This is a genomic window from Reichenbachiella sp. 5M10, assembly GCF_002742335.1.
In the GTDB taxonomy this organism is placed as follows: Bacteria; Bacteroidota; Bacteroidia; order Cytophagales; family Cyclobacteriaceae; genus Reichenbachiella.
In genome coordinates this window covers 2,940,891-2,957,419 of the sequence record NZ_MDGR01000007.1, presented here as the reverse complement: position 1 = coordinate 2,957,419, position 16,529 = coordinate 2,940,891, and the positions used below count along the sequence as shown (strand labels likewise).

Sequence of the window (16,529 nt, the reverse complement as noted above, 5' to 3'; positions counted from 1 at the left end):
GTGAAACAAGACTTTGCCATCATCTGGGGCATCAGCCTTGGTCAGATACTACCTATTTCGCTATGGCAAAGGCTTGTTTGTAGAGGAAAACCACACATTTAATCAATAAAACAGAATGATAATGGACAGAAAGAATTTTATCAAAACAACAGGTATCGGAATTGGGGTTGCCTTGATTCCGGGAGTTTCCGTCAGCAAAAGCATTTTAGGCGAGGACAGATCAACTGCGGATCTCGAATCCAAAATTATCCGAGATGGAAATGGGGATGTGCTCAATGTGCTTGGAGATATCCAGACGCACAAACTAGTAGGTAGTGATACTGACAACCAAATTGTGGAGTGGGTAGATGATGTAGAGCCAGGTGTCGGCATACCGCCTCATATTCATACCAAAGAAGATGAGATTTTTAGGGTGATTGCAGGGCAAATCGAGATCATGGTAGACGGAAAAACGACAGTGCTACAGGCAGGAGACACAGCTTTCGCCCCTAAGAATATTTCGCATGCCTGGACAGTGGTCGGTACAGAAAAGGCAAAGATGATCACGAGTGCTTTTCCTGCTGGTATTGAGATGATGTTTCAGGAATTGTCCGACCTACCTCCTGGACCTCCCAATTTTGAAACGGTAGCCAAGATTTGTGGCAATCACGGCATATCCTTCGTGAAGTAAATACGACTGTCAATCCAATCGTCCTTGTCACACTGGTGTCGATAGACAGCAGTGCAACCACCGTAGTGCTTGTTCGCATCGAGCACTACGGTGGACATTGCAATAGATTTCAGCCGCTATAGACCTTTAGCTGGGCTGGTATCCTGATGCCAAAGGTGATGTTGTGCTGGTTTTCGTTATTCCTCTATCGCAAGATTAATCTCTTGAATCACATTGAAGTCACGGTATACTTCAATCTTGGGATCAAAAAGCTCTTGGGTTTCGTAGCGGATGCTGACCTTTTTGTCCAATAGGGCGGGGTAGTTTTGAATGAGCTCCAGATCTGATTCTACGGGGCTCAACCAATAGTATTTTACTTCCTTGTCGTAGGAGTCTTTGAGAGTGAATACGACGAACGGGTCATGGTCTATTTGGGACACGGTAGCTGTCGCTACTTGGATGCTGGGTTCTGGTGAGGGTTGAGGGTTCATTTTGTTGGAGAGAGCGAGGAGGGTATTGGGACAGACAGAAGCCATCTTTACGCCAATCATTCGACCTAGTTTTTCACCTTGCCCATTCGTGTCGATGTGGGCTATATCGATCTCATAGTCTTTCAAGAGTTGTTTTTGGTAGGGTTGTGCTGCTTCGAGCATACACAGACCCAATTGTAGGTTGTACTGTTGCAATTCTAAATCAATATCAATCTTGTCAACACATTCGCAAGATTCTACAAGTAGCTTGTCCATGTATTTTTGGGAGTAGGCATTGGAAAAAACGAAAAGGAAGAGAAGGGCGCTAAAAAGGTGTTTCATTGTACTTGGTTGTCAATTGTAGTTAGAGGGTAAGTATAGCTCAAAATAATGAGATAGTTTCTGAAAGGTGGCGAGAAGAGGAACATTCTGAGCAGATGTTATATTCTTCGTTCTATCCTTTGGCGTATGGCGCATAGGTCTTGGAGTAGAGCAAATATTCTTGCAGCAAAAGTCATGCGACAGGTCTTCGAAAGAAATAGAAGCTCGTACATTATTGTCTACGAACGAAAAATCCAGTAAACTTAGGGGAACGACATTAAACGAAAGACCATGAGTGAGCACCCATATCCCCACTTGTTTGCACCCTTGGATTTAGGTTTTACGACCCTGAAAAACCGATCTTTGATGGGGTCGATGCATACAGGGTTAGAAGAAACCAAAAACGGCTTTGAGAGAATGGCGGCATTCTATGCAGAGCGTGCCAGAGGAGGTGTCGGCCTGATCGTGACGGGAGGGGTAGCACCCAGTCGGCAAGGTTGGGTGGGGCCATTTTCGGCACGAATGACCAAGCGAAAGCATGCCAAAGAGCACCAGGTCATCACGGAGGCGGTGCATGCCGAGGGGGGCAAGATCGCCATGCAAATCCTGCATTCGGGACGCTACGGCTATCACCCGCTGAATGTCGCTCCATCAGCCATCAAGTCACCGATCTCACCGTTCAAGCCATTTGCACTAAGCCACCGAGGAGTGAAAAGTACCATCAAAGATTTTGCAAATAGTGCCTATTGGGCCAAAGAAGCAGGGTATGACGGTGTGGAAATCATGGGCTCTGAGGGCTACTTGATCAATCAGTTCATCGCTGCGAAAACCAACCGTAGGACAGATCAGTGGGGAGGTAGTTATGAGAATCGTATCAAGTTTCCGGTAGAGATCGTCAAAGCTGTACGGGAGGCAGTAGGTTCGGAATTCATCATCATTTATCGCTTGTCGATGTTGGACTTGGTGCCAGGAGGGAGCAGTTGGGAAGAAGTCGTACAGCTTGCCAAGGAAGTCGAAAAGGCAGGAGCCACGCTCATCAATACAGGCATTGGATGGCACGAGTCACGCATCCCGACGATCGCGACGATGGTGCCGAGAGGAGCCTTCAGCTGGGTGACACGCAAGCTCAAGGGCGAAGTGCAGATACCACTCATCACGACCAATCGTATCAATATGCCAGCTGTCGCAGAGGAGATTTTGGCCCAAGGCGACGCAGACATGGTATCTATGGCAAGACCTTTTTTGGCGGACCCCGAACTGATGCTCAAAAGTCAAACCTCCCGAGAAGACGAGATCAATACCTGTATCGCTTGCAACCAGGCTTGTTTGGATCATGTGTTCAAACGCAAGATCGCAAGTTGCTTGGTCAACCCTCGTGCTTGTCACGAGACAGAGATCGTGCTGTCTCCAGTGGTGACTGCCAAACAAATCGCAGTAGTCGGTGCTGGACCGGCAGGGATGGCTTTTGCCTGTGTGGCTGCAGAACGTGGACACGTAGTGACCCTGTATGATGCAGCGGATGAGATCGGTGGACAGTTCAATATCGCCAAGAAGATCCCCGGCAAGGAGGAGTTTCATGAGACACTACGGTATTTTGCCAAGCGGCTAGCCCTTGCGGGGGTGTCGCTGCGGCTCCAGACTGTTGTAGATGCAGAACTTTTTGCCAAAGCAGAATATGACGAGGTGGTATTCGCGACAGGGATCAGACCACGTAGGCCACAGATCCGTGGCATAGACCACCCTAAAGTACTGTCCTACCTCGATGTACTCAAGAAGGAGCAACCTGTCGGGCAGCGTGTGGCCATCATTGGGGCGGGAGGCATAGGATTTGATGTCGCGGAGTATTTGACGGCAGAGGGGGAGAGTAGCAGTCTCGATACCTATGCGTTTTTGAAGGAATGGGGGGTAGATCCGGCCAACGAGGCACGAGGAGGCGTAGAAGGAGTCAAGGCTTATCCCCATCAGATACAAAGGGAGGTGACGATGTTTCAACGGACCAAAGGGAAGATGGGAGCAAAACTCGGGAAGACCACAGGGTGGATTCATCGCTTGACGCTAAAAGGTAAGCAGGTGAAGATGGTCACTGCGGTGAGCTACGACCGTATCGATGACGAGGGCTTGCACTATACGCGAGACGGCAAGTCGCATGTACTTGCCGTAGATCATGTGATACTCTGTGCAGGACAGGTGTCGGAGGATGGGCTTGCCAACCAACTGGCACAAAAGGGTTTGAAGGTCAGTAAAATAGGCGGAGCAGACGTGGCAGCCGAGCTAGATGCCAAGCGAGCCATTGATCAAGCGGTCCGATGGGCTGCCGTGATTTGAGAGAAGACGGGTTAGTCTTCGTTTCTCTTGATTTGCTTGGTTTTGACGACTCGTTTGGTAGTTGTCTTGGAGAATTTACCGATCGCAGATTCGATCTCACCTACTCTGAATTTGTTGTCATTTTGGAATACTCTTTTTTCGGAATCTACATGGTAGATGTCTGTTTGGATTTCGACGATGTTGGAACTGACCGCATCAAAGTAGTTGCCATAGGCGTAATCGCCCCAGCTGTAGGTGCCACGGTTGGTGAAGACCACACCACTACTGGTCGCTGAGGGAGCACCAGCCCCTTGGTATTGTGCTCGTTGGTTGTAGGAGTAGCCGTTTTGTTGCTCTATGTCGACGAGTTTGACGATCATTACCCCATCGGCGTTTGTTTTTTTGCAGACACGTTTTACCTCTTCTTTGGTGACATGCTCAGCTCCTGCCAATCGCGTCGTATAACTCAGTATGGTTTTGATGCCATAATCCGAAAAATCATAACTCAATTCATCTTCCAGGATTTTGCGCTGTTCGACGTTGCGAACCAATACCACGATAAGGAGTCTTTCGATTTTAGGGTCTTGATCCTTGGGCTTTTTTTTGTCTTCCACTTCGGCGAATGTAGAAGTGAAACTAAGTGCGAATACTAAAGTAGCGAGTAAAAAATTCTGCAGCATTGGGGATTTAATTTGTAACCAAGGGCCAATATTAAGCATATCTAGGCAGTTGAGGCGAGGAGCTAGGGATTAAATCAACGAATATGTCGAAATTATTCCTTGGTGACTTTCTGTTCGGGTTCGTTGATCTCGTAAAACAGGCCCTTTTTGTGGTCGGACTCCATACGAAAGGACATGGACTGGTCGTCAGAGGTGTAGACAAATTGTCCCTGGCTGTCCAAACTGTCGAAGAAGAAGATGATGGGTTCTTGGGCGATTTGTAGTTCTACCTCGAACGAATGGTACATCGGAAATACGATCGCATTGAATGGATCGATGTCTCCCACTTTGAAATTGCCCTCAAATCGTTCCATACTGATTTCTTCTGCGGACTTCTCTCCGTTTTTTTTGGAAGAGGAGCATGCCACGACGAGTCCAAGGGCCAATAAGAGGAGTATATATTTCATAGGTGTAGTGCTAGTAGTGAAAAGAGAGCCGAATCAGTGATTGGTTCAAGGCTAAAGGTACAAATCGCAGCAAGAATATAAAAACGACCAGACGTATTATTAGAGGGAGGGGGAGGACAAATCGGAGTGGTTTTGTGTCTGCCAATAGAACAAGTGCAGCTAAGGTTCTACCTGAGTCATTATCAGAAGAAGAAAGAATAGGAGGGAAGGTTTTGATCAATCGTTCTGGACGAGGACTTTTGGACACTACGAACTTGGCCAAGTTATTCGGTTGGAATTTGCTTGCGTTGATTGTCTTCTTTCTTATTTCAAATATTCGAGTTTATTGGTATTGTTTTCCAACCTATTTTTGTTGCTTCGGTATAAGGATGGGGGACTATGGATTTTGTGCCGCTAACTAGTATTTAGGAATGAGAGAGATTTATGCAGAGATTATTACCATAGGGGATGAAATCCTGTATGGTCAGATATTGGACACCAATTCGCAGTGGATCAGTCAGCAATTGGACGATATGGGGATCAAGGTACGTCGCAAGTATTCGATTGCGGATCGGTCTGAGCTCATCAAAGAGGCTGTGGCAGATTCGCTGTTGCATAGCCAGGTGGTGTTTGTGACGGGAGGACTGGGGCCTACCAAGGACGACCTGACCAAGCAGGCATTGGCAGAGCAGTTTGAGATGCCTCTCGAACTCAACGAAGGAGCACTAGAGGATGTGGAGTCGATTTTTGCCCGATTGGGCAAGGAACTGACGGAGATCAATCGTCAGCAGGCCTATTTGCCAAAAGGATCCATCAAAATCACCAACGATCGTGGGACAGCTCCCGGGATGTGGTTTGATATCAACAAGCGCATCGTGGTGTCCATGCCAGGAGTGCCCTTTGAGATGAAGGCCATGATGACCAAGTCGGTGCTGCCCAAAATCAAGAAGCGGTTTCAGTTGCCAGTGATTTTGCACCAGATGGTACGTACGATTGGGATCGGAGAGTCGTGGCTGGCTGAGGAGATTGCCTCTTGGGAAGATGCTCTGCCTTCACATTTGGCTCTGGCCTATTTGCCAGGACGTGGGCAGGTCAAACTCCGACTGACAGGCGTAGGGACAGACCGAGCGACACTAGATGCAGAGATGAATGCACAGATCGCAGAGCTCTTGCCGATGATCCAAGAGTACGTGTATGGCTTTGGTGATCTAGAGATCGAGGATGCCGTGGGCGAATTGCTCAAGAGTCAGGGGGTGACTGTGGCGACAGCCGAGAGTTGTACGGGTGGTTATCTGTCGCATCGGATCACGTCTGTGCCGGGGAGTTCGGAGTACTACCATGGGTCGATTGTCGCCTATCACAATTCGGTCAAAGAAAACATGCTGGATGTCTCTGCTGCGACGATCGAAAAATATGGAGCAGTGAGCGAGGAAGTAGCCAAAGAAATGGCCATTGGTGTACGCAAAAAACTCCACGTGGACCTTGGAATTGCTACGACGGGAATCGCTGGCCCAGACGGAGGTACAGAAGAAAAACCTGTGGGTACGGTTTGGTTGGCTATATCCTTTGGAGATCGTGTTGTTTCGCAGCGGGTTCAGGCAGCAGGGACGCGTATTCTCAATATCGAATACAGCGTCATCAAGGCGCTCAACTTCCTCCGTCAAACGCTGAATGAAGGGTGATTTTTAGGCGTAAATCGCCTATATTGCGGGATATTCCCAAAAAATGAAATTGATACGGATATGGCTCAAGTAGAAATGGTGATGCCCAAAATGGGTGAAAGTATAATGGAAGGAACCATCCTTTCGTGGCTCAAGAAAGTAGGGGAAAATATAGAAGAAGACGAGTCCGTTTTGGAAGTAGCTACGGATAAAGTAGATACAGAAGTGCCGTCGACTTACTCGGGTGTACTGCAGGAGATATTGGCCAACGAAGGAGATGTCGTAGAGGTAGGCAAGCCCATTGCCATCATCGAAGTAGATGACAATGAGATTGCTGCTAAAGCCAACGAGTCTGAGGAGCTCGAGGAAGCGGCAGTTGCAGAAGCGGAGGAGTTATTGACTACTGCAGTAGACAAGCACTCGGCTAGCACAACTCAAGTCGTGCCCCAACCAATCCTTGAAAAATCAACTTCTGGGCGATTTTATTCGCCGCTGGTGATGACGATCGCTAGAGAAGAAGGGATCCCCATGAAAGAGCTCGATGCGCTCCAAGGGACAGGCAAAGAGGGGCGTGTAACCAAGAAAGATATATTGGCACTGGTGCGCTCCAAAAGCCCCAAGGTGTTTGGTACTGAGCCAGGTATCACCCAAGAGAAATCGACCAAACCCAAAGCGAAGTTTGGTGTGCAACCTACCCCGGCGATATTTACAGGGGAAGATGAGATCATTGTCATGGATCGCATGCGCAAAATGATCGCAGAGCGTATGCTCTCCTCCGTGCAGACGGCACCTCATGTGACCTCATTCGTAGAGGCAGATCTGACCGATGTGGTCAACTGGCGCAACAAGCACAAGCGTGCTTTCATGGAAGAACATGGACAGCCGCTGACCTTTACACCGATTTTTATTGAGGCGGTCGCCAATGCCATTCGGGACTACCCAATGATCAACGTGCAAGTCGATGGGGACAAGATCATCAAGAAAGGGAACATCAACATAGGAATGGCCGTGGCCTTGCCTTCGGGTAATCTCATTGTACCTGTAATCAAAAATGCTGACCGATTGAGTATCAAGGAACTTTCTTATGCGGTCAATGATCTGGCCAAGAGAGGTCGAGACAACAAGCTCACGCCCGATGACCTAAACGATGGGACGTATACCATCTCCAATGTCGGGTCGTTTGGCAATGTCATGGGGACGCCGATACTCGTACAGCCGCAGGTGGGGATCCTCGCCCTCGGTACCATCGTCAAGAAGGCCAGTGTGATCGAAACGCCCAAAGGAGATTTTATCGGCATTCGTCACAAGATGTTTTTGTCTCACTCCTATGACCACCGAGTCGTAGATGGAGCACTGGGAGGGATGTTTGTGAGACGTGTTGCGGACTACTTGGAGCAGTTTGATACGGAGCGTAGTGTCTGATGAGTACGCTGTATAGATAGGATAAAATAGAAAGGGCTGTAGCAGCCCTTTTTTTGTATCTGAGAAGTGGTGTTTGCTGTATGCTGTGGCTTGCAGCTGCTCAAGGTTCATTTCCTTTTGCTCATCCCCTGGGGAACCCTCTGTATGCGCAGTGCTTGGGCTGGCGTTTGTAAGTAGAAGGGGATTTCGGAGCTAGATTTAGTACTCCGTTTCTACGAAATTGAATGTCGTGCCAAGCAGGTCAGCGTAATCTTCTCCGGCCTCTTGCATGTCTTCGTCATACCCTTCATAGTACCAGTTGATAGAGACGCGTTTGCCATTTTTTTCTACCAAAAGCAGTTTTTTGAGCAAATCAAACAGGCATTTGGAAGAGCTGGTGTTGAAGTATTCTAGTTTGAAATTAGCGACCAAGTTTTGTTCGCCTTGCAGGGCAAATTCTTCTATGCTAGTCATGAGCTTGCTGTAAAAATGCAGCGCATTCTCAGGGCTGGATTTGCCTCTCAACTCAAGGAGACCTCTCGACGGATCAAAAAAAATAAGGGGAGTGATACGCGTGGGACGGTAGATGAGCTTTTCCAAGACCACTTCAGGTTTTGCTCCTCTGTTGTCAACGGACTGACTTTGTCGAGATAGACTTTCGGTTGTTTCCATGTGTAGAGTATTGCTACGGTTTTTTTTATTCTCTGCAATGGCGATTGGTGTATTGGGATGGTTTGGGTGGTGGATCACAATATTCGGTTCGCTGCACGCTAATATATCCTATACCTGTTGAAATACTAAATTTTAATTGAGATAAATGAACCACCCCAATACTATCTTTGCTCCATGAAAAATCCCTTGTTGGTTGTCATAGCAGGCCCTACAGCGGTGGGCAAAACCGCTCTGTCGATTCGGCTAGCGACGACCTATCAGACTGAGATTTTGTCTGCTGATTCGCGGCAATTTTATAGAGAGATGGAGATAGGTACTGCCAAGCCAGATCAAGATGAATTGGAGGCTGTGCCGCATCACTTCATCAATAGTCATTCGGTGGAGGAGGAGTATGATGCGGGGCAATTTGCTGAGGACGCGGATGCACTGCTACAGCGATTGTTTGAAGCCCACGATGTGGTGTTTGTAGTGGGAGGGTCTGGCTTGTACATCAAGGCACTCTGCGAGGGACTGGACGAGATGCCTGCCGTGCCAGCGGGGATTCGTGAGACCTTGAGAGAGGAGTTGGAGACGGTGGGGTTGGAGGTTTTGCTGGCTGAGCTTGAAGAAGCTGATCCCGTGTATTATGCACAGGTCGATCGACACAATCATCAGCGAGTGATTCGGGCTTTGGAGGTGATTCGGGCGACGGGACGACCATTCAGTTCGCATCGTCAAGCCAAGCCCAAAAGGCAACGGAGCTATGATGTCCTCAAGATAGGTATTCACGAGGATCGCAAGACACTGTATCAGCGCATCGATGACCGTATGGATGTGATGATTGCTGAGGGATTGTTTGACGAAGCAGAAGCGCTGTACCCCCATCGCACCCTGAATGCCCTACAGACTGTGGGGTATCGAGAGATATTTGGCTATCTAGATGGAGCCTATGATCGTGCGGAGGCAGTACGCCTGCTCAAGCGCAACTCCCGACGCTATGCCAAGCGACAGATGACGTGGTTTAGTCGTGACGATGAGTTTCATTGGTTTGAGCGTGGGGAGGTAGCAGCGATCCAGACTCTGATTGATGAGAAAATAAAAGCCTCCGAGTAAGGAGGCTTTGTAGGTATGTTTTGGAGGGGCGCTTACCCCCGGTTTTCTTCCCGTGCTTTCTTTTCCAATTCTTTTTGTTTGGTTTGGTAGAGCGAGTATTGCTCTTTGTCCATGAGGGCCTTCATTTTATTGTCCCGAGTCTTTTTGTGGGTTTTGTAGGCCTTGTACATTTTGGTTTTTGACGTTTCTGTTTCTTGTACATGTTGCAAGTTGGCGTAGTACTCATCTGTGATTTCGTCAAAGGTGACCTTTTGGTCTTCTGTGAGGTTGAGGTCTGCGAAATATTCGTCCATGTCGATCTCTGAAGTGCTCTGCGCATAGGATGACTGGATAGATAGTGCAAACACAATAGCTAGTAGTGCAATGATTTTTGTTTTCATAGGATTGTTGGGTGTTTTTTTATACCAAAATAGGCAATGCACTTCTCAATTGCTTTCTTTGAGTCAGTTTATTTGATGACTCGCCTAAAAGTCTTGACACGGGATTTGTAGTAGTCTGCATAAAGGTCCGATTGGACGACTCCTCGGGAAGAGGAGGCATGGACGAAGTAGATATGGTCACGGTCGACGGAGGTGATGAGTCCACTATGATACCATTTGTTGCGTTTCTCTTTGAATTTGAAGAACACGATGTCTCCAGGCTTTAGTCTGTTCCACCCCACTTTTTTGCCGTACTTGGATTGATCTTTTGAGGTGCGAGGGATGGCATATCCTGCTTGTGAAAACGAATTTTGGATGAGGCTGCTACAGTCTATACCAGAGTGGCCTGTGCCGCCGTATTTGTAGGGGGTGCCTGTGTAGCTTTGTGCAGTTTGAATGACGAGACTGATGTCTTGCTTTTTTCTTTTTCTTTTGCTTTGCGCGAATGCGTGGTGACTAGCTAAAAATAGAGTGAGGCTTGCCAGGGCTACTATATATTTATTCATCCTTTGTCTGTTTGTATGCGAAGGTAGCCAAGGATCATGCCATTGTCACGTTTTGGACTTTCGTTTTAATACTCACGAATAAATTTAGAGTTTCGTGGGTTTATTCTAGTTTTGCATTTGAATTAATCTTGAAAGTTATGTCTTGGCAATTCGAAGAGGAAGAAATAGTACTGGTTGATGAGAAATCCGAAGAGGGGAGAGGGCTTGTCGTATTCAACGATGAAGTCAATTCTTTTGATCATGTGATCGATACGCTGATTAAAGTATGCGAGCACGAGCGCATTCAGGCGGAGCAATGTACCTACATCATTCATTTCAACGGCAAGTGTGAGGTCAAGAAGGGGAGCTATGACGATCTCAAGCCGATGAAAGAAGGAATCATCGATGCGGGGATAAATGCAGTAATCGTCTAAATTGCCGCATGGAATTTCCGAGTGAATTGATAGAAGAGGCGGTAAGAGAAATCTCTAGGCTGCCAGGGATAGGCAAGAAGACTGCGCTACGGTTGGCCCTGCACCTGCTCCGAGAGAAGCAGTCTACGACCGAAGAGCTATCTGCTGCGCTACTCAGACTCCGGAAAGAAACCAAATATTGCCAAACCTGTCACATCATCTCTCATACAACTGACTGTGTCTGCCGTACCATCAATACCGATCCTTCGGTGATCTGTGTCGTGGTAGACACGCCAGATATGTTGGCCATTCGTAGCACAGGACAATACAAGGGGATGTTTCATGTCTTGGGAGGGGTAATCTCCCCGATCGAAGGAGTAGGACCCGAAGACCTACACATCGAGTCACTGATACAGCGTATCCGTAGTTCGGAGGGAGAAGTCAAAGAAGTGATTTTGGCTCTTAGTGCCACGATGGAAGGTGATACGACTTCATTTTATATTTCTAGAAAGCTAGAAGAGACAGGGGTCAGCATCTCTACGATCGCCCGAGGGATTCCTGTCGGTGGTGAACTAGAGTATGCAGATGAGGTGACGCTAGGACGGAGTATATTGCGCCGTACTGCCTATCAAAGTGGTGAATAATAATGGTCTTCGCGATCTTCTATTCTTGTCGATAGATGAGGTGTCTAGCACAGGAGATATCCATGCGAGTAGTTGAGGTATTTTAGTGGGCAGCTGAACGAATAATGGCTTTTACCTTCTTTTTTGTAGATGTATCGTTTGACTATATCCTAATACTTGTATGACGTAGCTTAAATTTGGACGGTTTCAATTGAGTATTTTGAATTTAGCTAGTTCTTCTTTGAGTTCGGATGCTATATCTGACAGTCCTTTAGATTTTTCTGCAAATGTATCCATGCCTGCAGCTACTTGGCTGGCAGCACTGGCTACTTCTCTGGATCCTGCTGCAGTTTGTTCGGCGATCACTACGATACTTTCAGTGATACTCATGGCTGATTGTACACTTCCTTCTTGTTCTTCTATGGTGTGGACAATTCTTTCAGAGAGCTTTAATGTTTTCTCAGAAGAATTGATGATTCCTTTGAATGCTACAGTGGCCTTATTGGATGCCAGTGCACCTGATTTCACTGTAGTATTCATGCTTAGGATAAATCGACTGGCGTCTTTTGTGTCGCTTTGTACGGCAGTGATCAAGGTGCTGATTTCTGAGGCCGACTGATTGGATAATTCTGCTAGTTTTCTGATTTCTTCGGCTACTACAGCGAACCCTCTACCTGCGTCACCTGCTTGAGCAGCCTCTATTGCAGCATTCAACGCTAGCATATTGGTCTGTTTGGCTATATTGGCTATCACTTCTACGGCTTTATTGATTTCCAGGGACCTATCTGTGAGCAGTTTCATGTGATTGGCAGTTTCTTCGGAATTGTTTAGGATGGTATGCATGCTGCTGTCCAGTTCAGACATGATTTTCATGCCTCCCATACTTTTGCCATAGCCTTCATCAGAAGCTTCATTGATTTCGTTCGCAAGTTCTTTCATCTCATTGAATGAATGGATAATCATTTCTATTACCTGTGAGGATTCATCAACTTTGGCGACTTGGGTAAGTGCTCCATCACTCATCTGGGAAATGGAAGAGGCTATTTCAGACGTACCTCGATTCATTTCACTGTTGGCGGAGAGCATTTCATAGGTAGAACTATCTACACTGTTTGCACTGCTCATCACCTCTGCAATCAGATGATTGAGGTTGGTCAATGCTTGATTGAGGCTGTGAGCTGTTTGAGCAATGTCACCAGCGGTTTCTAATGAGAACCTTTCTGCAAGGTTGCCAATGGCCATATGGTTTGCTACTCGATTGATTTCTATGAGTGGTGTAGCTACAGATTCTAGTAACCCATTGATTGATTCGGCTAATTCCATCCATACTCCCTTTTTGTGTAGTAGAGATATTCTTGCTTTCAAATTGCCATTGTCACCGGCTTCTTCCAATACTGCATTGGTTTCTTCCAGCACGGATTTGAGAGAGGATCGCATGCTGAGCAATGCTGAACCTAATGCATCATCTTCGCTTCTTTTTTCAAAACTGTGGTCAAGATTACCTTTGCCAATCTGAGTGGCAAACTGTTCGTAGGATGTCATGCCGTCTACTAAGTCATTGAGTGAAGCTACCATTTCGCCTATTTCATCTTTTCTATTGCTGATCATGTGGCTGACATGCTTTCCAGCGGCTAGTTCTCGCAATCGTTCGGCTACATTGTTGATCGCTGAAGTGACGGAGTTAGAAAACCGGATACTGATGAAAATAACGATGAGAAAGAGCAATACAGCGGAGATACTGATGGCGACTATCATCTGACCGATTTGTTGTTTGAGTTCTTTTTGCTTCAAGGCTACTTTGGCATCTATGGCATCTACGAATACCCCAGTGGATATCACCCAGCCTAGGGGCTTGTAGTGTCGTGAGTAGGATAGTTTGCTCAGCATGTCTCCTTTTGCATCACGCTGTTCGTAGTAGTTCACAAAAGCTTCTCCATTTGCTAATACTTGCTCTACCCGTTTCTGGTGTACGTTTTTGCCAGGTTCATCTTTGATGACGTTGTACGATTCATCTTTCAAGGTGTCTCCATGTATTTCTGAGTTGGCAGGATTGAGTATCATGGTAGGGAAGGGTAGCTGTGTGTCCGTGACCCAAAAATATCCCTCACCATCCCCAAATTGTAGTTTGGACAGTATGGAGAGGGCAGCATACAGATTGGCCTCTCCATGTGATCCAGAGTGATTGTTGTCAATCATACTATAGGCTAGCTCTACCAGATTTTTTAGCCGTTCTCGGGCATTGTTCATTTCTTGTTGCTGTAGGGTCTTTATGTCAGCATTGGCTTTTTTGTTGATAGTGTAAATGGAGATACCAGTGATCAGTATGATCGTAACAGCTACAACTGTGACAATAAATAGGGGTAGTTTTTTCTTGAGGCTCATTTAACTTTCATTTGAGATCGTTAGTACGGCAGGTAGATCTAATGTCGAAAGAGGGGAAATGAAAATAAGTGATATAAAATAACCCACCAGGCAGCAAGCCCTGGTGGGTGTAAATGCATTGCATTTTTGATTTCTACTACTCAGCGTAGTAGGTAAATGCTTTGTCTACAGTGGCTAATCCATCGAAGTAGGTGTAGCTGGCAGATACAGGGTAGCCATCTTCGTTGTACTCATAGGTGATGGCATTGTCCGCTAGTGTTCCCGAAATCGGATTGTTTACATTGATATCTTCTATGCCAATGTTGATAGCAGCGAATGCAGCTGGATAAAGGTTTTTGAATGGGTTTTCTTTGTCATCATAGCTGGCAGTGTATTCCTCTCCAGATTTCACCATGTTGATGACATTGCCATTTTCTACGGTGAATACGGTAGTTGACTCGAAATCATCGTCCAAGCGATCGGTTCTGAGTATTTCTGAAAGAATACCTGAACTGTAAGTATAAGTGTAGGAGTAAACAGCTTCACCATTCTCAGTTTGTTCGCCGGAGATGATCTGTCCATCTTCATTGTAGCCATAGGTAGTCGTTCCTTCGGTTTGTCCAGAAGTGAATTTGAGTTCAGTTACCTGGTTTTTGTCATCATAGATCAATTCATAAGTAGAAGTAATCTCCGTGCCCCAGTCGTCTGCGACTTTGGTGTACTTTGTCACAAAACCAGATAGATCAGAATACAGGTAAGTAGTAGTAGCATTTTCGCCGAATAGATCAGCAATGCTGTAGGTCTCTAGCTTAGACCCGCTTCCTACCTCGCCGCGCACAGTTACAGTGACGTCATAGGTTTGTACAGTGGCATCCTCTGCAGTCACAGTAAAGGTCACTGCTTCGCCATCGGTATAGTCAATTGCTGAACCTGATACAGGTTCTACTAAGGCGTTTTCAGAGATTGCCACTGTGGTTTCTAATCCAGAGAGCACTGTCCCAAAAGGAACACTTACGCTAATGCTGTTTGCGTCAAATTCATATTCTACGCCTTCATCTAGTCCGAATGCAATTTCGAAAGACTCGATACTGGCGAGGTTGGATTTCGTTGCTTCATCTTCTGAACATGATGCCAAGCTCAATCCTATTAGAGCTAGGCACAAGAGTGAATAAATACTTTTCATAAAGTTTCAATTGCGTTAAAAGTTAAAAAATAAATAAGGGTCATAGATCAGGGTTGTTGATGGTTGCGTCTTGTGGAAAAGGCAGGGTATAGCGGGTGTCTTCTACATTGAGGGTGAAAGCTTCCCCCTCAAAGATCTTGTCAATAGTCGTTGAATTGGTACGACGAATGTCGTACCACCTGTGGCCCTCTAGGGCAAATTCTCGGAGTCTTTCTTGGAGTACTTCGTCCAGTAGTTGCTGTTGGTTCATAGATTCTATCTGTGATTGGTAGTCCGTATATCCCTGTGGCGTGTATCTGTTTTGCGCAAGTGTGAGCAAGGCAGATTTGCTCGTTTGTAGGTTGGCACCTCCAAGGTGAGCATTAGCCTCCGCGAGCATCAGGTAGAGATCAGCTGTGCGGAACGTTGACTTGAAATTGCTGCCGGAGGATTTTTTAGAGCTGTATCCCGAACCAGATACCCTATACATCTCGTCAAAACGCAAGTCGTCTGATTGATTGTATGTATTGATCAAGTATTCGGAAATTGACGCGTTTTGTAGTATGTCTACAGAGGTTACTTCCTGTAGCGCGAGTATGGACTCCTCTGAGTTGTATTCACACGGCATCACTTCATGGCTTTCGTTCAGATCGAGCAAATCTCCCTGTATGGACAGGGCTTCATGGCTAGCCTCTATAGCAGTTTTCCAATCTTGCATATACAAGGCTACTCTTGCTTTCAAGCTTTTGAGTGCTGCGATAGAAAATCTGTAATTATAGCCGGGTTCTTGTCTGGCTACTTGCAGGAGGCTTTCGGCCATAGTTATGTCTTCATTGATCAACTGATATACGGCCGCTGTAGTTTCTCTAAAGTACCTTCTGTCAGAGTCGTAGGTGGTGACTATCGGTACGGCTAGTTCGGAATCGGCAGTACTTGCATCGTACGGTGCCCCGTACATGTTGACGAGTTCGAAATAGTTCAAGGCACGCAAGCCATAGGCTTCACCCACCAGTTGCTCAATTTCTTCTTGCTCACCGATGATGTCTTCAGTACTGTTGATGACATGGTTGGCATAGAATATGACTGTGTAAAAGCTGGCGTAGGGGTAAGGAGTAGTGAGCAATGAAGGATTGTCATCTCGCCATAGGTAGATATCTTCATAGTATGCTATGCCCGCAGAATTTTCGGTGAGCAGTAGCTCGTCTGTACGGTATGTCATCAGGACCTTGTGATCGGGTACGATGGCATAAGCTGTCGTGAGGAAACTGCGGTATTCTTCTACCGAGACAGGTATGACCTGCCCTACTGGCTGAATGTCCAGAAACTCATCGCAAGACAGGGTGCTCATGGCAATCAAACTAATTAGTAGTATCTTTTTCATTTCCTGATGT

Annotated in this window: 16 protein-coding genes; 7 read left to right on the top strand and 9 right to left on the bottom strand. The window is 46.6% G+C overall.

The window, feature by feature from the left end; genetic code table 11:
* Positions 1-121: 121 nt before the first annotated feature.
* Positions 122-670, top strand: a complete 549-nt coding sequence (locus BFP72_RS11825; protein WP_099599337.1) for a cupin domain-containing protein — start codon at positions 122-124, stop codon at positions 668-670.
* A gap of 176 nt (positions 671-846) precedes the next feature.
* Here BFP72_RS11825 and BFP72_RS11820 read toward each other — a convergent pair whose 3' ends face one another.
* On the bottom strand, positions 847-1,461 hold the full coding sequence (locus BFP72_RS11820) for a hypothetical protein (RefSeq protein WP_099599336.1): 615 nt from the start codon (positions 1,459-1,461) through the stop codon (positions 847-849).
* 270 nt (positions 1,462-1,731) lie between these two features.
* Between BFP72_RS11820 and BFP72_RS11815 the strand changes: the two genes are divergently transcribed.
* Positions 1,732-3,765, top strand: a complete 2,034-nt coding sequence (locus tag BFP72_RS11815; protein WP_099599335.1) for an NADPH-dependent 2,4-dienoyl-CoA reductase — start codon at positions 1,732-1,734, stop codon at positions 3,763-3,765.
* A gap of 11 nt (positions 3,766-3,776) precedes the next feature.
* Here BFP72_RS11815 and BFP72_RS11810 read toward each other — a convergent pair whose 3' ends face one another.
* Both BFP72_RS11810 and BFP72_RS11805 read right to left on the bottom strand, forming a co-directional pair.
* On the bottom strand, positions 3,777-4,424 hold the full coding sequence (locus BFP72_RS11810) for a hypothetical protein (RefSeq protein WP_099599334.1): 648 nt from the start codon (positions 4,422-4,424) through the stop codon (positions 3,777-3,779).
* A 92-nt stretch (positions 4,425-4,516) separates the two neighbouring features.
* Positions 4,517-4,870 (bottom strand): hypothetical protein, encoded by a 354-nt coding sequence (locus tag BFP72_RS11805; protein ID WP_099599333.1) that lies wholly within the window; start codon positions 4,868-4,870, stop codon positions 4,517-4,519.
* A gap of 410 nt (positions 4,871-5,280) precedes the next feature.
* On the opposite strand from BFP72_RS11805, the gene BFP72_RS11800 reads away from it, so the two are divergent.
* Positions 5,281-6,531, top strand: coding sequence for a competence/damage-inducible protein A (locus BFP72_RS11800; protein WP_099599332.1), 1,251 nt, complete (start codon positions 5,281-5,283; stop codon positions 6,529-6,531).
* Between the two features lie 60 nt (positions 6,532-6,591).
* Positions 6,592-7,932 (top strand): dihydrolipoamide acetyltransferase family protein, encoded by a 1,341-nt coding sequence (locus BFP72_RS11795; protein ID WP_099599331.1) that lies wholly within the window; start codon positions 6,592-6,594, stop codon positions 7,930-7,932.
* A 198-nt stretch (positions 7,933-8,130) separates the two neighbouring features.
* On the opposite strand, the gene BFP72_RS11790 is transcribed toward BFP72_RS11795, so the two are convergent.
* Entirely contained in the window at positions 8,131-8,583 is a 453-nt protein-coding gene (locus tag BFP72_RS11790) for a DUF1987 domain-containing protein (protein ID WP_099599330.1), read from the bottom strand.
* 174 nt (positions 8,584-8,757) lie between these two features.
* On the opposite strand from BFP72_RS11790, the gene miaA reads away from it, so the two are divergent.
* The gene (miaA, locus tag BFP72_RS11785; RefSeq protein WP_099599329.1) at positions 8,758-9,675 is read left to right on the top strand and encodes a tRNA (adenosine(37)-N6)-dimethylallyltransferase MiaA; all 918 of its coding nucleotides are present in this window, start codon (positions 8,758-8,760) and stop codon (positions 9,673-9,675) included.
* A gap of 32 nt (positions 9,676-9,707) precedes the next feature.
* On the opposite strand, the gene BFP72_RS11780 is transcribed toward miaA, so the two are convergent.
* Together BFP72_RS11780 and BFP72_RS11775 are read right to left on the bottom strand one after the other, a co-directional pair.
* Positions 9,708-10,055 (bottom strand): hypothetical protein, encoded by a 348-nt coding sequence (locus tag BFP72_RS11780; RefSeq protein ID WP_099599328.1) that lies wholly within the window; start codon positions 10,053-10,055, stop codon positions 9,708-9,710.
* A 68-nt stretch (positions 10,056-10,123) separates the two neighbouring features.
* Complete coding sequence (locus tag BFP72_RS11775; RefSeq protein WP_099599327.1) at positions 10,124-10,600, bottom strand: C40 family peptidase; 477 nt, start codon at positions 10,598-10,600, stop codon at positions 10,124-10,126.
* A gap of 137 nt (positions 10,601-10,737) precedes the next feature.
* On the opposite strand from BFP72_RS11775, the gene BFP72_RS11770 reads away from it, so the two are divergent.
* Positions 10,738-11,013 carry an ATP-dependent Clp protease adaptor ClpS gene (locus tag BFP72_RS11770; protein WP_099599326.1) on the top strand — a complete coding sequence of 92 codons (276 nt, stop codon included), beginning with the start codon at positions 10,738-10,740 and terminating at the stop codon, positions 11,011-11,013.
* Between the two features lie 8 nt (positions 11,014-11,021).
* Positions 11,022-11,636, top strand: coding sequence for a recombination mediator RecR (gene recR, locus BFP72_RS11765; RefSeq protein WP_099599325.1), 615 nt, complete (start codon positions 11,022-11,024; stop codon positions 11,634-11,636).
* Positions 11,637-11,822: 186 nt separating this feature from the next.
* Here recR and BFP72_RS11760 read toward each other — a convergent pair whose 3' ends face one another.
* The 3 genes from BFP72_RS11760 to BFP72_RS11750 all read right to left on the bottom strand — a co-directional run bounded on the left by BFP72_RS11760 (position 11,823) and on the right by BFP72_RS11750 (position 16,519).
* Positions 11,823-13,997, bottom strand: a complete 2,175-nt coding sequence (locus BFP72_RS11760) for a methyl-accepting chemotaxis protein (protein WP_099599324.1) — start codon at positions 13,995-13,997, stop codon at positions 11,823-11,825.
* A 136-nt stretch (positions 13,998-14,133) separates the two neighbouring features.
* A complete protein-coding gene (locus tag BFP72_RS11755; protein WP_143520051.1) occupies positions 14,134-15,111 on the bottom strand; it encodes a hypothetical protein in 978 nt (325 codons plus the stop codon).
* A gap of 88 nt (positions 15,112-15,199) precedes the next feature.
* Complete coding sequence (locus BFP72_RS11750; RefSeq protein WP_099599322.1) at positions 15,200-16,519, bottom strand: RagB/SusD family nutrient uptake outer membrane protein; 1,320 nt, start codon at positions 16,517-16,519, stop codon at positions 15,200-15,202.
* Positions 16,520-16,529: the final 10 nt, after the last annotated feature.

What these genes read in the sequence shown, in the direction of transcription:
- BFP72_RS11795 (WP_099599331.1), top strand. Translation starts at nt 6,592, where the DNA reads ATGGCTCAAGTAGAAATGGTGATGCCCAAAATGGGTGAAAGTATAATG.
- BFP72_RS11770 (WP_099599326.1), top strand. Translation starts at nt 10,738, where the DNA reads ATGTCTTGGCAATTCGAAGAGGAAGAAATAGTACTGGTTGATGAGAAA.
- BFP72_RS11805 (WP_099599333.1), bottom strand. Translation starts at nt 4,870, where the DNA reads ATGAAATATATACTCCTCTTATTGGCCCTTGGACTCGTCGTGGCATGC.
- BFP72_RS11800 (WP_099599332.1), top strand. Translation starts at nt 5,281, where the DNA reads ATGAGAGAGATTTATGCAGAGATTATTACCATAGGGGATGAAATCCTG.
- BFP72_RS11780 (WP_099599328.1), bottom strand. Translation starts at nt 10,055, where the DNA reads ATGAAAACAAAAATCATTGCACTACTAGCTATTGTGTTTGCACTATCT.
- BFP72_RS11790 (WP_099599330.1), bottom strand. Translation starts at nt 8,583, where the DNA reads ATGGAAACAACCGAAAGTCTATCTCGACAAAGTCAGTCCGTTGACAAC.
- BFP72_RS11815 (WP_099599335.1), top strand. Translation starts at nt 1,732, where the DNA reads ATGAGTGAGCACCCATATCCCCACTTGTTTGCACCCTTGGATTTAGGT.
- BFP72_RS11750 (WP_099599322.1), bottom strand. Translation starts at nt 16,519, where the DNA reads ATGAAAAAGATACTACTAATTAGTTTGATTGCCATGAGCACCCTGTCT.
- recR (WP_099599325.1), top strand. Translation starts at nt 11,022, where the DNA reads ATGGAATTTCCGAGTGAATTGATAGAAGAGGCGGTAAGAGAAATCTCT.
- BFP72_RS11810 (WP_099599334.1), bottom strand. Translation starts at nt 4,424, where the DNA reads ATGCTGCAGAATTTTTTACTCGCTACTTTAGTATTCGCACTTAGTTTC.
- BFP72_RS11760 (WP_099599324.1), bottom strand. Translation starts at nt 13,997, where the DNA reads ATGAGCCTCAAGAAAAAACTACCCCTATTTATTGTCACAGTTGTAGCT.
- BFP72_RS11820 (WP_099599336.1), bottom strand. Translation starts at nt 1,461, where the DNA reads ATGAAACACCTTTTTAGCGCCCTTCTCTTCCTTTTCGTTTTTTCCAAT.
- BFP72_RS11825 (WP_099599337.1), top strand. Translation starts at nt 122, where the DNA reads ATGGACAGAAAGAATTTTATCAAAACAACAGGTATCGGAATTGGGGTT.
- miaA (WP_099599329.1), top strand. Translation starts at nt 8,758, where the DNA reads ATGAAAAATCCCTTGTTGGTTGTCATAGCAGGCCCTACAGCGGTGGGC.
- BFP72_RS11775 (WP_099599327.1), bottom strand. Translation starts at nt 10,600, where the DNA reads ATGAATAAATATATAGTAGCCCTGGCAAGCCTCACTCTATTTTTAGCT.